We start from the raw sequence: 15,080 nt of genomic DNA on the forward strand, positions 1-15,080 counted from the left end.
GACGTGGTGCGGGCGTCCTGTTCACTCAGCGGAGGCTATGATGGCTCTCACCGAAGGTTTCAGACTCCCGCGGCACGACTGGCGCCGCGGCAAGAACTCCTGGGACAAGCACACCTGGCTCTACTTGTCCGTACTCGTGGCGGTCGGCCTCGGAATAGCGGTGGGACTCCTGTTCCCGCAGTTCGCACAGGGCCTCGAGCCCATCGGCAAGGGGTTCGTGAGCCTCATCAAGATGATGATCGCGCCGATCATCTTCTGCACGATCGTGATCGGCGTCGGATCGATCGCCAAGGCGGCGACGGTCGGCAAGATCGGCGGACTCGCGCTGATCTACTTCATGGTCATGTCGACCTTCGCCCTCGCGATCGGCCTGATCGTCGGCAACATCATCCACCCGGGTGAGGGTCTGCACATGGCCGGCGCGACCTACGAGGCGGCCACGACCGAGGCCAAGACGACGCAGGACTTCATCCTCGGCATCATCCCCGCCACGTTCTTCGGCGCCTTCACCGGCGAGAGCGTGCTGCAGGTGCTCTTCATCGCGCTCCTCGTCGGTTTCGCGCTGCAGGGGCTCGGGGATCGAGGCGCGCCCATCATGGGAGCGATCAAGCACCTGCAGACGCTCGTGTTCCGCGTGCTCGGAATGATCCTGTGGCTCGCCCCCCTCGGTGCGTTCGGCGCGATCGCGGCAGTGGTCGGCAAGACCGGCGTCGCGGCGATCTGGAGCCTCGGGATCCTCCTCGGCGCGTTCTACCTGACCTGCATCGTGTTCATCGTCGTGGTGCTCGGCGGGATCCTGAAGCTCGTCGCCGGGGTGAACATCTTCCAGCTGATGAAGTACCTCGGGCGTGAGTACCTGCTGATCGTCGGGACGTCCTCGTCGGAATCGGCACTGCCTCGGCTGATCGCGAAGATGGAGCATCTGGGTGTGGCCAAGCCCGTGGTGGGCATCACCGTGCCGACCGGCTACTCCTTCAACCTCGACGGCACCGCGATCTACCTGACCATGGCGTCACTGTTCATCGCGACCGGTCTGGGGCAGCCGATGTCCATCCCGGAGCAGATCGGCCTGCTCGTGTTCATGATCATCGCGAGCAAGGGCGCGGCCGGCGTCACCGGCGCCGGACTCGCGACCCTCGCCGGTGGCCTGCAGGCCTACCGTCCCGATCTCGTGAACGGGGTCGGAGTGATCGTGGGGATCGACCGTTTCATGTCTGAAGGGCGCGCGCTGACCAACTTCACGGGGAACGCCGTCGCCACGATCCTCATCGGCACCTGGACGAAGCAGATCGATGCGGAGCAGGTGCGTCAGGTGCTCTCCGGCGCACGGCCGTTCGACGAGTCGCTGCTGGACGGCGTGGGGCACGACGGGCAGCCGGCCGTGCAGGACGGAGCCGAGCCTGTCAGCACCGAGACGCTCGGGCACGCGGCGGTCGAGGAGATGGCCGCGAAGCAGCAGCGGGCGCGGGCCCGCGCCGAGCGCGGCTGACCCGAATCGCCGGGATCGAGCCGGGGCAGGGAGCGCAGAAGACGGCTCCCCGCCTCGGCTCGTCGGCTGTCGCAGCCTCTCGCCGCGACCAGGGGCGATAGCGTCGGAGCATGCCCGTCGTTCAGGCCGCCGTCGTCGTCCCCATCCCGCCCGTGCTCGCGTACGCGGTTTCGCAGACCACAGGAGAGGTGCGGCGCCGCTGGGATGGCTTCATCCGGGCGCAGCACTTTCTTGATGGCGCGACGACGCCGGCCAAGGGCGTGCGCACGTTCACCCGGCAGCGATTCGGGCTGTCGATGATCACCCACTACGTCTCGTACGCGCCGCCGACGAACGTCGGGATGGTGATGGAGAAGGGCCCGTGGTTCTTCCGCACGCTCGGTGCGGGGTGGCGCTTCGAACCCGTAGACGGAGGCACGCGCGCGGTCTGGAAATACAACTTCACCTGCCGCCCGACCTGGCTCGCACCGGTCGCGGAGCGGATCGGGACCGTCGTTCTCGGGTATGAGGTCCGCCGCAGGATCGCCGGCTTCGCGCGCGGCTGTGCGGATCCGGTCGTGCTCGAAGCCGCGGGTGCAACGCTCGCCGAGACCTGAACCAGGCCGGTCAGTACCAGTTGTTCGACACCTCGTGCGCCCAGGCTCCGCAGGGGGATCCGTAGCGGTCCTGGATGTAGCTGAGGCCCCAGTCGATCTGGGTGTTCCCGTTGGTGCGCCAGTCCGCCCCCGCCGCCGCGAGCTTGTCAGCCGGGAGAGCCTGCGGGATCCCGTAGGCCCCGCTGTCCGGGTTCAGGGCATCCGCCCGCCAGCTCGACTCCTGCATCCACAGCCGGTACAGGCACGGGAACTGATCCTGGCCCCAGCCGTAGTTGCCGAGCTGCCCGGCGGCATACGCCTGGGCTCCGGCCGGATCGACGTTCACGCCGTCACCGCCGAGCCCGTCCCAGCCTCCGCCGCTTCCGCCCCCGGACCCCGCGGCAGCGGCCGCTTCGGCGGCTGCGGCCTGCTCCCGTTCCTGCTCGGCGACCTGCTGGCCGATCCGATAGCGTCGCTCCACGTCGGCCGTGGTGTTCTTCAGGGCGGCCAGCTGCGAGTACAACGTGGTGACGTGGCCCTGCAGATCGGCGACGGCGGCGGCTTCCGCGTCGGCGGCGGCTTTCGCCTTCTGCGCCGCGTCCTCGGCAGAGGTCGCGAGGGCGTCCCTGGCAGCGCGGGCGACCTGCGCCTGATCCTGCAGCGACGTGGCGACGCCCTGCACGGCGATCGCGCGTTCGCCGAGCTTCGCCCAGGTCGCGTCGAGCTGCTGCAGTGCGCCGAGGCGCGTGAGCAGCTCGTCCGGATCCGCCGAGGTGAAGAGCCGCACGGTGAGGGGCGACGCGGTCTCGGCACGCGCGCGGGCGGCGATCAGCGAACCGACTTGCTCGTGCGTCTGCTGCACGGTCTGCTCGGCTGCCGCGGCCTGCACGCCCAGCTCGTCCGCCCGGTGCGCGGCAGCGTCCGCGTCGGCATGAGCCGCGTCCGCCGCCTGGGCCGCCTTCATCGCCGCCGTCGAGGCGTCGGCGGCCCTCTGCTGAGCGGTCGCGAGGGCGTCGTTGATGCGGGTGATCTGATCTTGCGTGGCCTGTTCGTTTCCCTGGGCGTTCTGCACGTCCTGCCACGAGGGGTAGTCGTCGGCATATGCCGGTGCGGCCACCGCGAGCGGCACCGTCAGCAGCACGCCGGTCACGAGCGCCAGGAGCGGGCGCGAGGCGCGTGCTCTGCGCCCGGGCGCAAGTGCGGCGGAGCCGGAGGGAAGGATCACCCTTCGACGCTAACCCCGCTCGCTGTGGATTCCCACCCCTGCCGGTGGATGCGCGGACGACGAAGGGCGCCGAYGATCCCTCGTCGGCGCCCTTCGCGGTGGATACAGGATCAGCCGCTCTTGCGGCGGAACTCGCGCCTGGTCTGCGCCCCGTGCGCGGCGTGCACGGCGGAGTCGCCGTTCAGGTGCGCCTCGCCCTGATGCTGCTGGGCGTTCTTCTTTTCGAGCGCCTCCTTGAATTTGCGCTTCATGTCCGCGGCGGCGGTGTCGTCGGTACTCATGGCGCCAGCCTAGCGCCGGGGGCATCCCGTAGTCCTGGAAGAACGAAGCGGGACGGGCAGGGGGCGCCCCGGCAGACACGCGGTGACCGATCGCGGTGCATCCGGTGAACACTCCGTGATCGCACCGGTTTCCGGCGCTGCGGGGCGGAAACGGGCGGGATCCTGATCGCGTGAGAGCAGCGATCGTGACCGAGTCCTTCCTCCCGCACATGAACGGCGTGACCGGATCCGTTCTGCAGATCCTCCGCCACCTCGAGCGCCACGGGCACGAGGCCCGGGTGTACGCCCCCGCTGCGGAGGGCATGCCGCGCATGATCGGGCACGCCAGGGTCGAGCCCATCCCGTCCGTGGCGCTGCCGGGTTACCGCACCGTGCGCGTCGGCACCTCCAGCGCGCATCGGCTGTCCGTGTCGCTGGCCCGCTTCGCGCCCGACGTGGTGCACCTCGCCTCGCCGTTCGCCCTCGGCTGGCGCGGGGCGCTCGCCGCGGAGCGGATCGGGGTGCCCGCGGTCGCGGCGTACCAGACCGATGTCGCCGCGTACGCCGCGCGTTACGGGGTCTCGCTCACGACGGCGCTCGCCGAGGCCCACATCGCGAGGTTGCACCGGCGCGCCACCCTCACCCTCGCCCCGTCGTCCGAATCGGAGGATCAGCTCGCCCGGCTCGGAGTCGATCGGGTGCGTCGCTGGGGCCGCGGTGTGGATGCGGAGTGCTTCCGCCCGGAGCGGCGAGACGGGGCATGGGAGCACCGTGCCGGCGTTGAGGCCGTGGTCGGCTACGTGGGCAGGCTGGCGCCGGAGAAACAGGTCGAGGACCTGCGGGTCCTCGCGGATCTGCCGGGAATCCGGCTCGTGATCGTCGGAGACGGACCCTCCCGAGCGCGGCTCGAGACGCTGCTCCCGCACGCGGTGTTCCTCGGCCACCTCAGCGGCCCGGAGCTCGCTCAGGCGATGGCGTCGTTCGACGTCTTCGTGCACCCGGGCGAGAGCGAGACGTTCGGGCAGACCCTTCAGGAGGCGCACGCGAGCGGGATCCCCGTGGTCGCGACCGGTCGGGGCGGCCCGCTGGACCTGGTGCGCCAGGGCATCGACGGCTGGCTGTACCGCCCGGGCGACCTGCAGGATCTGCGCGATCGGGTGCGGGATCTCGCCGGCGACGCGCGCAAGCGGCAGGCGTTCGGCCGGGCCGGCCGAGATGCGGTGGAGGGCCGCAGCTGGAGCGCGGTGTGCGATCAGCTCCTCGGCCACTTCGTCGAGGCGCAGGAGCTGCACCGTGCGGACGCGGGCCTGCGGGCGCCCCGGGCTGTGCGGCCGGAGCCCACGCCAGCGGGGGAGCGCAAGCACTGGCGCCGCTATGTCGCGCTCGGCGACTCGCTCACCGAGGGGCTGTGCGACCCCGGCCCCGACGGCGCGCTGCGCGGGTGGGCGGACCGCCTCGCCCTGCTGCTGGCCGCCCGTGAGCCGTTGGACTACGCGAACCTCGCCATCCGCTCCAAGCGGGTCGAGGACGTATGCGGAACCCAGCTGCATCGTGCCCTGCAGCTGCGCCCCGACCTCGTGTCGATCCTGGTGGGGGCGAACGACCTCGTGAAGCAGCGGGTCGCGATACCGCTCCTCGCCGCACGCCTCGAGGACACGGTGCGACAGCTGCGCGAGACCGGCGCCGATGTGCTCCTGGTCACGGCGTTCCTGCCCGGAAACCCGGCGGCACGCATCTATGCCCGCCGGTTCTCCGCCTGGGCCACGGCACTGGCCGGCATCGCCCGCCGTCAGGGCGCGATCCTGCTCGACACGGATCTGCACCCGCAGCTCGCCGAGCGGCCGAACTGGGGGGAGGACCTCGTGCACCTCTCCAGTCGCGGGCACCGTTTCCTCGCGTATCGCGCGGGCGTCGCGCTCGGCGTGGCGCTGGCCGACGAGCTCGGCGCGCTCGATGAGGCGCTGCACGCGACCGAGCGCACCGGTGCCGGAGTGTGGTGGCGCCGGCACGCGCTGCCGTGGGTCTGGCGCCGGCTGCACGGGCGCGCCGCGGGTGACGGACGCAGCGCCAAGCACCACGACTACGTCCGCCTCGGTCGGGAGCGCGGGGTGCGCGAGCCCAGCGAGGTCTGACGGCGCAGTCTCAGGCGCGCCGCGCTGATAGGATCGAACAGGATGCCTCTGTGCGCATCCGTCCATGCTCGCGCTCCACACGGGAGAGCGAGCCTAAACAAAGAAGGAGAGACCTCTTGGAAGGTCCTGAAATCACCGCTACTGAGGCCGTTCTCGACAACGGCCGCTTCGGCACCCGCACCGTCCGCTTCGAGACGGGCCGTCTCGCGCAGCAGGCGCAGGGCGCGGTCGCCGCTTACCTGGACGAGGAGACGATGCTCCTCTCCGCCACGAGCGCGGGCAAGTCGCCGCGTGAGGGCTTCGACTTCTTCCCGCTGACCGTCGACGTGGAGGAGCGCTCGTACGCTGCCGGCAAGATCCCGGGCTCGTTCTTCCGCCGCGAGGGCCGTCCCTCCACCGAGGCGATCCTCGTGTGCCGTCTGATCGACCGTCCGCTGCGTCCGTCGTTCGTCGACGGCCTGCGCAACGAGGTTCAGATCGTCATCACGGTGCTCTCGATCGCGCCCGGCGAATACTACGACGCGCTCGCGATCAACGCCGCGTCCGCGTCGACCCAGATCTCGGGTCTGCCGTTCTCCGGCCCGGTCGCCGGTGTGCGCCTCGCGTTCATCCCCGGCCACGGTGAGCACGCCGACCAGTGGGTCGCGTTCCCGAACGCCGAGCAGGTCGAGCAGGCCGTCTTCGATCTCGTCGTCGCCGGCCGCGTCGTCACCAAGGGTGACGGCACCGAAGACGTCGCGATCATGATGGTCGAGGCCGAGGCCACCGAGGGCAGCTGGAACCTGATCAAGGCCGGCGCCACCAAGCCCAGCGAGGACATCGTCGCGCAGGGCCTCGAAGCTGCCAAGCCGTTCCTGAAGCAGCTCGTCGAGGCGCAGGCCCAGCTTGCCGCCACGGCGTCGAAGGAGCCGGGTGTGTACCCGGTCTTCCTGCCGTACAGCGAGGGCACGTACGACTTCGTGGCCGAGCGCGCCTACGCCGAGCTCGTCGACGTCTACCAGATCGCCGACAAGCAGGAGCGCCAGAACGCCGACGACGCGATCAAGGACCGTGTCAAGGGCGAGCTCGTCGTCGCCGTCGAGGCGGGCGAGCAGCCCGAGGTCGCGCTCAGCGAGTTCTCCGCCGCCTACAAGTCGGTCACGAAGAAGATCGTGCGCGGCCGCATCCTCACCGAGGGCGTGCGCATCGACGGTCGCGGTCTGGCGGACATCCGTCCGCTCGACGCCGAGGTGCAGGTCATCCCGCGCGTGCACGGCTCCGCGATCTTCCAGCGCGGCGAGACCCAGATCCTGGGCGTCACCACGCTGAACATGCTCAAGATGGAGCAGCAGATCGACTCGCTGTCCCCGACGACGAGCAAGCGCTACATGCACCACTACAACTTCCCGCCCTACTCGACTGGTGAGACCGGCCGCGTGGGTTCGCCGAAGCGTCGCGAGATCGGGCATGGCTTCCTCGCCGAGCGCGCGCTCGTGCCGGTGCTGCCGACCCGCGAGGAGTTCCCGTACGCGATCCGTCAGGTGTCCGAGGCGCTCAGCTCCAACGGATCCACCTCGATGGGCTCCGTCTGCGCCTCCACCCTGTCGCTGCTGAACGCGGGTGTGCCGCTGCGCGCACCGGTCGCCGGCATCGCGATGGGCCTCGTGTCCGACCAGGTCGACGGTGAGACCCGCTACGCGGCGCTCACCGACATCCTCGGCGCCGAGGACGCGCTGGGCGACATGGACTTCAAGGTCGCCGGAACGAGCGAGTTCGTCACGGCGATCCAGCTGGACACGAAGCTCGACGGCATCCCCTCCGAGGTGCTCGCCGGCGCGCTGACCCAGGCCAAGGAGGCGCGCCTCACGATCCTCAACGTGCTGAACGCCGCGATCGACAGCCCCGACGAGATGGCGCCGACCGCGCCGCGCGTAATCAGCGTGCAGATCCCGGTCGACAAGATCGGCGAGCTGATCGGCCCGAAGGGCAAGACGATCAACGCGATCCAGGACGAGACCGGCGCGCAGATCTCCATCGAGGAGGACGGCACCGTCTACATCGGCGCGACCGACGGCCCCTCGGCCGAGGCGGCCCGCGCGCAGGTCAACGCGATCGCCAACCCCACCAACCCTGAGGTCGGAGAGCAGTTCCTGGGCACGGTCGTGAAGATCGCGACCTTCGGCGCGTTCGTCTCCCTGCTCCCGGGCAAGGACGGCCTGCTGCACGTCACCGAGGTGCGCAAGCTCGCCGGTGGCAAGCGCGTGGAGAACGTCGACGACGTGCTCTCCGTCGGCCAGAAAATCCTCGTGAAGATCACGAAGATCGACGACCGCGGCAAGCTCTCGCTCGAGCCCGTGATCGACGAGGCTCCGGCAGAGGCGGCCGAGCCCGCCGCTGAGGTCGCCGAGGTCTGATCCTCCGCCGGAAGGCCCGTCGTGTCCGCCGAAAGGAGGACACGACGGGCCTTCCGTGGTTTTCGTGACCGAACCGTTACGCATTGTTCTCCTCCTGGCCGTCTCAATGAACGGAAGCGTCCGAGGCCTCCCTTACTCTCTAAGGGACGCACCGGGGGGTGCGTCTCAGAAATCAACGCAGCAGACACGGGGGTGATCGCATGCGTCTCTTCAGCGTCGGATCCGGAAACGGGTCCGCACTCGGCGGCGCCGTACCTGCGGTCACCAGCGCGCCCGCGGTCGTCACGCCGCACCCGTCCGCGCCGATCCCGGTGGTCGGACCCGGCATCGGAACCTCCCTGCGCGTTCCCCTCGCGGAGACCGGCATCCGTTCCTTCCCGCTCATCCTCGGCGGCGCCGAGTTCGGCTGGAACACCGATGCCGACACCGCGCTGCACATCCTCGATCGCTACGCCGAGTTCGGCGGCAACGCCGTGCACACGGCCGACAGCTTCGCCGCAGGACGCAGCGAGCACATCATCGGCCGGTGGCTCGCCACGCGGGGAAACCGCGACGACATCGTCCTGAGCGTGCGCGTCGGCGGTCACCCCGACAACCCGGGCATCGGACCGGTGAACCTGGTGCGCGCTGTGGAAGCGTCGCTGAGCCGCCTCGGAGTCGAACGCATCGATGTGCTCTACCTCGACGGCACGATCGACGACGGCAGCGCCCTCGAAGACACGCTGGCCACGGCCGAATGGCTCGTCGAGGCCGGCAAGGTGCGGGCGCTCGGCGCCTTCGGCTTCACCGCAGAGCGTCTCGTCGAAGCACGGATCCTGTCCTCCGCGGGCTATCCGCGCATCGAAGTGCTGGACGTGCCGTACAACCTGATGCGCCGGGCCGGGTTCGAAGGCGATCTCCGCCTCGTCGCCGCGGCGCAAGGGCTGGCCGTCACACCGTCGCACGCCCTCGAGCACGGGTTCCTCTCCGGTCGGCACCGCACCAAGCAGTCGCTGCAGGGGGTGCGCGGCATGCAGCTGCGCGGCAACATCAACCGTCGCGGCATCAAGGTGCTGCGGGCGCTCGACATCGCCGCCTCGGAGCTGCAGGTTCCGGTCGCCGCCGTCGCGATCGCCTGGCTGCTCGCCCAGCGCACGATCACGGCGCCCATCGTGAATGCCTTCGCCACCGAGCAGGTCGACGAGCTGATGCAGGGCGCGGGCGTGGCCCTCGGCCGTGCGCAGCTGGCCGAGCTCACCCGCGCGGCGAGCTGACCCGGCCTGGTGGGTGGCCGTGTCCGATCTGTGACATAGGCTGGAAGCACCCCGGCCACGGAGCCGGCGACGAGGCGAGCGGTTGTGACGCATTACATCTATCTGGTCCGGCACGGCGAGCATCAGGACGCCGAGCACGGTCTGGCCGACGGACCCCTCTCACCGCGCGGACGTCGTCAGGCCGAGCACATCGCCGACCGCCTGTCCGGCCTCCCGCTGGACGCGATCTGGCATTCTCCGCTGCTGCGCGCCGCCGAGACGGCCCGTGCGATCTCGGAGCGGATCCCCTCGGTCGAAGCGGAGCCGTCGGCGCTGCTGTTCGACTGCGTGCCCACCGGCATGACGGAGGAGACTCCGGCCGTCTTCGAGCCTTTCTTCGGATCCATCACCGACGCGGAGATCGAAGCCGGTCGGGCGCAGATGGGCGACGCCGTGAACGAGTTCCTGGTGCGCAAGCCCGGAGACGTGCATGAGGTCCTCATCACGCACAACTTCGTCATCAGCTGGTTCGTGCGCGAAGTGCTGGAAGCCCCGGAGTGGCGCTGGATGACGCTGAACCAGGCCAACTGCGGCCTCACCGTCATCTCGCAGAAGCAGGGCCGCCCGTGGAGCCTGGTCGCGCACAACGACCTGAGCCACCTCCCGATGGAGCTGCGCACCGGTCTGCCGGATCCGCTCCTGGTCTGAAGGCTGCTCGGATCCGCCGTGCAGCGCCGGGACCGTGGTCGGAGCCGAAGGGCGTTCAGCCGACGCGCTCCCAGTCCGCGATCGGGCCCTCGACGACCGCGAACAGCGGATGCGGGTCCGGCAGCGAGGTCGTGCGCCACCGCTCCCAGAGCTCTGGGGTGCGCCCCTCGAGCTTGCGGAGCAGATGCCCCCATTCGTACTCGAGCTGACCACGGGCGACCGGGATGCGCTCGACCGGACCGGTCTTGAGGATCTTCTCGCGCGCGAACCGATATCCGCGGGCGTCGGCTTCGTCGACGATCGCCGCGAGGTAGTCGCCGATCGCGGCGAGGGAATCCCTCGTCTCCCGGAAACGCTGGAGCTGCGGGTGGTGCGCATAGCCGCGGCGGGTCGGATCCGCGATGACCGCCTGGGCGAGCAGGCCTTCGCGCCAGCACGCCGTCAGCGCCTGCCGATCGTAGTGGCGCGGGTGCACCGACCACAGCCTCATGCCTGCTCCAGATCCTTGCGGTACCACCGGGTCGCGTTCGGATTGTCGTTGTAGCGCGGGATCTCGGCGAAGCCGCTGTTGCGGTACAGGTGCCCCGCCGCCTCGAGCGTGTGGTGCGTGTCGAGCACGAGCGCGCGGGCGCCGAATCCGCGGGCGCGGTGCTCCAACTCGTCCAGCAGCAGCCGGCCCCAGCCGCGGCCCCGGGTCTCCGGGCGCAGGAACACGTGCTTGATCTCGAACACGTCGGTCTCGCCCTCGGGCATCGAGACGCGGCGGATTCCGCCGCAGCCGACGATCGCGTCTTCGTCTTCGAGCAGGAGGAAGACGCCGTCCGGGGCCTGGAACGCCGCCGCCGTCGGAAATGCGGGGGAGTAGGTGCCGCCGGGGAACTCCGCCGCGCGCAGGGTGAAGTAGTCGACGAGCACGGCGTGGGCGTCGTCGTCCTCGGGGGAGGCGATGCGGAACGTGGGCATGATCCGACGGTAATCGATGCCGCAGGTCGGGCGCCCCGGACGCGTCGAGGGGCTCGGAGACCTGCCGCCTCCGAAACCATGACGACCCCGAGGATCCGCGTCGGATGCGTGACGACCGGCGGGATCCGCGTCGGAAGCGCTGAATAGACTGTGGACATGACGACGCGCGTGGCCCTGGTGGGCGCCTCCGGCAAGCTCGGCACCATCATCGGCGATGTGATCTCGCACCTCGACGGGTTCGAACTCGGCGCGGTGCTCGGGTCGAACAGCGCCATGGACGAGCTCGACGGCGCGGACCTCGTGGTCGACGCGACCACCCCGGCCTCCAGCGTCGAGATCGTGCGCGCCGCGACGGATCGGGGCATCAACCTCCTCGTCGCGACGTCCGGATGGTCCGCAGATCGCATCGCCCAGTTCCGTCCGGCCATCGATGACGCCGGCACCGGGGCGCTGTTCGTGCCCAACTTCTCGATGGGATCCGTGCTCGGCACGGCCCTGGCCGCTCTTGCCGCGCCGTTCTTCGGATCCGTGGAGATCATCGAAGCGCACCAGCACACCAAGATCGACTCGCCCAGCGGCACGGCCGTGCGCACCGCCGAGCTCATCGCGGCCGCACGGGCCGAGCAGGGCCCTGTGGACGCGCCGCACGTCGACCAGCGCGCCCGCGGGCAGCAGGTGGCGAGCGTGCCCGTGCACTCGCTGCGACGCCCGGGTGTGATCGCGAAGCAGGAGGTCATCCTCTCCGGCCCCGGCGAGTCGCTGTCGATCGTGCACGACACCGTGCAGTCCGCCGCGGCGTACGCGCCGGGGATCCGCCTCGCCCTGCCCTATGCGCGCGACCTGCGCGGTGTGGTCGTCGGCCTGGAGAACGTGATCGATCTGGGGATCCGGCCGCGGGCATGACCGCGCGCATCGGCGTGCTCGGCCCGGTGCGGATCGCGGATCGCGACGCCGGCGGAACGCCCATGCGCGCGCTGCTGGCGGCGCTCGTGCTCGCCGGCACCACCCGCTCCGTGCCTGCGCTGGCGGCCGAGGTCTGGGGCGACGACCAGCCGCAGAATCCGAAGGCGGCGCTGCAGACCCTCGTCTCACGGGCCAGGGCGCTGGCCGGCTCCGACGCCATCGCGAGTGCGCCGGGAGGCTATGCGCTCGGCACCGACGACACCGACCTGCACACCGCACGCCGGTTGCGTGCCGAGGCGGAGACGCTCGGCGACGGCGATCCCGACCGCATCCGGCTGCTGGGAGAGGCGATCGGACTGTGGCGCGGCGACCTGGGCGACGCGCCGATCGCGGAAGATCTCGCGGCCGAGTCCGCCGAGCTGCGCGATGCGCTGCAGCGCGACCTGGCGGCGTCCCTCGTGAGCGCGGGGCGCTCCCATGAGGCGGTTGCGATCCTGTCGGAGCTCGCGGCCGCACGTCCGTTCGACGAGACGGCTCAGGCGGAGCTGATGTCGGCGCTCGCGGCCGACGATCGTGCGGCGGAGGCCCTTGCGGTGTTCGCCCGGCTGCGCGCCGCACTGGCCGAGCACCTGGGTGCATCGCCGGGACCCGCCGTCACCGAGCTCAACGCGCAGCTGCTGCGTGACCAGGACAGTGGGCCACGCGTGCGTATCGGCGTACAGGCCGCGCCCAACGAGCTCATCGGCCGCGAGGACGCGATGCGCCAGGCGGGCGCGCTGCTCGCCATCGCCCGCGCCGTGACGATCGTCGGCCCTGGCGGGCTCGGCAAGACGCGGCTCGCGCACGCACTCGCCGCCGGATCGCGCGTCGACGTGGTCGCTGTGGTCCCGCTCGCCGGCGTCCGCGACGACGCCGGCGTTCCGATCGCGATCGCCGCGGCCCTCGGCATCAGCGAGGCGGCGCCGGGTGCTCGACTGTCCGAGACCCACGTGCGTCCCGACCTGCGGGCCAGGATCGTGGCCGTCCTGAACGAGCGGCCCGCCCTTCTCGTGCTGGACAACTGCGAGCAGGTCATCGACGGCGTCGCGGCATGGACGGCGGACCTGCTGCAGGCGGTGCCTGCGCTGCGAGTGCTGACCACGAGCCGCACGCCGCTGGCGATCGGTGCGGAGCGGATCCTCGTCCTGGATCCGCTCGGGATCGCGGCGGATCCGGACGCTCCGGCGGTGCGGCTGTTCGCGGAACGGGCCGAGGCGGTCCGACCGGGCGTCATGCTCGATGCCGACGCCGTGGCGCGGCTGTGCGCGCATCTGGACGGATTGCCGCTCGCGATCGAGCTCGCAGCCGCACGAGTGCGCACCATGTCGCTCGCCGAGATCGAGGACCGCCTGGCGGACCGGTTCGCCCTGCTGACTTCGGGAGACCGCGCTGCTCCGGAGCGGCATCGCACCCTCGAGGCCGTGATCGGCTGGAGTTGGGATCTGCTCGATGCCGAGGCGCAGCGGGCGCTCGCGACGCTGTCGTTCCTGCCCGGCGGCTTCTCGGCGCACACCGCGACCGCGATCCTCGGCGCGCCTGCCGACGACGTGCTGGACCGCCTCGCCGCGCAGTCGCTGCTGGTCGTGACCGAGAGCGGTGCGCGGGTGCGCTTCCGGATGCTGGAGACCGTGCGCGAGTTCGGGCTCGCCAGGCTCGCCGATGCCGGCGAGGAGGACGCAGCGTGGACCGCGGTGACACGGTGGGCGGCGGCGTTCGTGGGTGAACGGCTCACCTCCGGTGCGATCTTCCCCAGCGGCGTCACGGCCGAGGCGCACGGCGACATCGGTCAGGAGCATGACAATCTCGTGTTCGTGCTGCACCGGCTGTTCGGCGAGGATCGGGAACAGGAGGCGCTGCGACTGTTCGCCCTCATCGGACCCAGCTGGTTCATGCGTGGGGCGTTCAGCGAGGTCTTCGCGTTCCGGGTCGTGGTGATCGAGGCCGCGCAACGGCTGTGGAGCGCAGGACGGAACGACGAGGAGCTCGATTGCGACATCGTCGTGATCGCACTCGTCATGGCCACGCTCGGCAGCCTGGCGATGGATGACCGGCGGGCCCTGCGCGCGCTCGCGCTGCTGCGCCTCTGGGAGCGCAGAGCGGGTGGTGCGATCAGCGCGGCGTGGCGAGCGCTCGTCGTCGTGATGACCGCGTCGCGGGATCAGCAGCACGTCGAGGAGCAGCTGAAGGCGATGCGGTCATCCGATGATCGCCGCTCCCGGCTGATGGCCGAGATGCTGTTGGCGCACTTCTCGGAGAACCAGGGCGATCCCGACGAGGCGCTGATCGCGGCGCAGGCGGCGTGGAGTCTCGCGAACGACAGCGGTGAGCGCTGGGCGGCGGCCACCGCCGCGGATGCAGCCGCGCAACTGGCGAGTCAGTCCGCACGCCCGGCGGAGGCGCTGATGTGGCTCGACCGCGCGGCGGCGATCTTCGCGGAGTTCGACGCGGTCGACGCGCTGCGGCAGCAGAAGTGGGTGCGCGGCGCGGCGTTGCTGGCACTCGGCCGGATCGAGGAGTCGGATGCGCTGTTCCGCAGTCTCGTGGCCAGCCGCGAGCTCAGCCAGGACGGGCTCGAGCTGGCGTCCATCGGCTGGTACGGGCTCGGTGCGGTCCACCTGCAGGCGGGCGAGCAGACCGAGGCCTTCGACGCCTTCGCACGGGGGCTCGCGCACTTCTCCTCGCCCTCGCAGCGGCGCTCGCCGTGGTTTCTCATGGCGATCGCGGGCTACGTCAGCGCGCGTTCCCGGGTGCCGGGCGCCGACCCCGCCGACCTCGCGCGATGGGTCCGCCGGATGCGCGGCCGGATGATCGCCGGCTGGCGGATGCGTCCGGAGCTCACCGACAGCCCCGTGCTCGGCACCGTGCTGGTCGGATGGGCGGCGTGGGCGCTGCAGGATCCGGCGTTGCGCGATCGCGCGGTCGAGGCCTTGGGCGTCGCCGAGGCGCTCGGCGCGCGGCAGGATCTGCCGACCCTGCGCCTGGACGGGCATTTCGCCGAGGCGACGCGAATCTGCGGGCGGGCCGCCGTTGAGGCCGCGCGCCATGCGGCGAGGGAGCTGTCGCTCTCCGGCCGCGTCGATCGGGCGTTCGCCCTGCTGCGCGGGCGCTGAGCACGACGACGGGGCGTCCTCTTCGGAGGACGCCCCGTCGTGCCGGATCCG

The 15,080-nt window shown here is 70.9% G+C and carries 12 protein-coding genes; 8 read left to right on the forward strand and 4 right to left on the reverse strand.

Going from position 1 to position 15,080, the window contains the following annotated elements:
- Window positions 1–40 precede the first annotated feature (40 nt).
- On the forward strand, window positions 41–1,489 hold the full coding sequence (locus AB4078_RS03895) for a cation:dicarboxylate symporter family transporter (protein ID WP_440732133.1): 1,449 nt from the start codon (window positions 41–43) through the stop codon (window positions 1,487–1,489).
- A 110-nt stretch (window positions 1,490–1,599) separates the two neighbouring features.
- On the forward strand, window positions 1,600–2,085 hold the full coding sequence (locus AB4078_RS03900; protein ID WP_441976033.1) for an SRPBCC family protein: 486 nt from the start codon (window positions 1,600–1,602) through the stop codon (window positions 2,083–2,085).
- A 10-nt stretch (window positions 2,086–2,095) separates the two neighbouring features.
- On the opposite strand, the gene AB4078_RS03905 is transcribed toward AB4078_RS03900, so the two are convergent.
- Entirely contained in the window at window positions 2,096–3,289 is a 1,194-nt protein-coding gene (locus tag AB4078_RS03905) for a hypothetical protein (RefSeq protein WP_441976034.1), read from the reverse strand.
- A gap of 110 nt (window positions 3,290–3,399) precedes the next feature.
- Window positions 3,400–3,570, reverse strand: a complete 171-nt coding sequence (locus tag AB4078_RS03910; protein ID WP_440732130.1) for a DUF5302 domain-containing protein — start codon at window positions 3,568–3,570, stop codon at window positions 3,400–3,402.
- Between the two features lie 185 nt (window positions 3,571–3,755).
- Between AB4078_RS03910 and AB4078_RS03915 the strand changes: the two genes are divergently transcribed.
- The 4 genes from AB4078_RS03915 to AB4078_RS03930 all read left to right on the forward strand — a co-directional run bounded on the left by AB4078_RS03915 (window position 3,756) and on the right by AB4078_RS03930 (window position 10,014).
- Window positions 3,756–5,681 carry a GDSL-type esterase/lipase family protein gene (locus AB4078_RS03915; protein ID WP_441976035.1) on the forward strand — a complete coding sequence of 642 codons (1,926 nt, stop codon included), beginning with the start codon at window positions 3,756–3,758 and terminating at the stop codon, window positions 5,679–5,681.
- 116 nt (window positions 5,682–5,797) lie between these two features.
- Complete coding sequence (locus AB4078_RS03920; protein WP_441976036.1) at window positions 5,798–8,074, forward strand: polyribonucleotide nucleotidyltransferase; 2,277 nt, start codon at window positions 5,798–5,800, stop codon at window positions 8,072–8,074.
- Window positions 8,075–8,274: 200 nt separating this feature from the next.
- The gene (locus AB4078_RS03925; protein ID WP_441976037.1) at window positions 8,275–9,327 is read left to right on the forward strand and encodes an aldo/keto reductase; all 1,053 of its coding nucleotides are present in this window, start codon (window positions 8,275–8,277) and stop codon (window positions 9,325–9,327) included.
- A gap of 84 nt (window positions 9,328–9,411) precedes the next feature.
- Window positions 9,412–10,014, forward strand: coding sequence for a histidine phosphatase family protein (locus tag AB4078_RS03930; protein ID WP_440732126.1), 603 nt, complete (start codon window positions 9,412–9,414; stop codon window positions 10,012–10,014).
- Window positions 10,015–10,069: 55 nt separating this feature from the next.
- Here AB4078_RS03930 and AB4078_RS03935 read toward each other — a convergent pair whose 3' ends face one another.
- A complete protein-coding gene (locus AB4078_RS03935; RefSeq protein ID WP_440732125.1) occupies window positions 10,070–10,504 on the reverse strand; it encodes a pyrimidine dimer DNA glycosylase/endonuclease V in 435 nt (144 codons plus the stop codon).
- A complete protein-coding gene (locus AB4078_RS03940; protein ID WP_441976038.1) occupies window positions 10,501–10,977 on the reverse strand; it encodes a GNAT family N-acetyltransferase in 477 nt (158 codons plus the stop codon). The genes AB4078_RS03935 and AB4078_RS03940 overlap by 4 nt, the downstream gene beginning before the upstream one ends.
- Before the next feature lie 156 nt (window positions 10,978–11,133).
- On the opposite strand from AB4078_RS03940, the gene dapB reads away from it, so the two are divergent.
- Window positions 11,134–11,880, forward strand: coding sequence for a 4-hydroxy-tetrahydrodipicolinate reductase (gene dapB, locus AB4078_RS03945; protein WP_441976039.1), 747 nt, complete (start codon window positions 11,134–11,136; stop codon window positions 11,878–11,880).
- Window positions 11,877–15,029: an ATP-binding protein gene (locus AB4078_RS03950; RefSeq protein WP_441976040.1), complete on the forward strand. Its 3,153-nt coding sequence runs from the start codon at window positions 11,877–11,879 to the stop codon at window positions 15,027–15,029. The genes dapB and AB4078_RS03950 overlap by 4 nt, the downstream gene beginning before the upstream one ends.
- Window positions 15,030–15,080 lie beyond the last annotated feature (51 nt).

The sequence above is a fragment of the Microbacterium sp. 2MCAF23 genome (assembly GCF_052115565.1).
Lineage (GTDB): Bacteria > Actinomycetota > Actinomycetes > Actinomycetales > Microbacteriaceae > Microbacterium.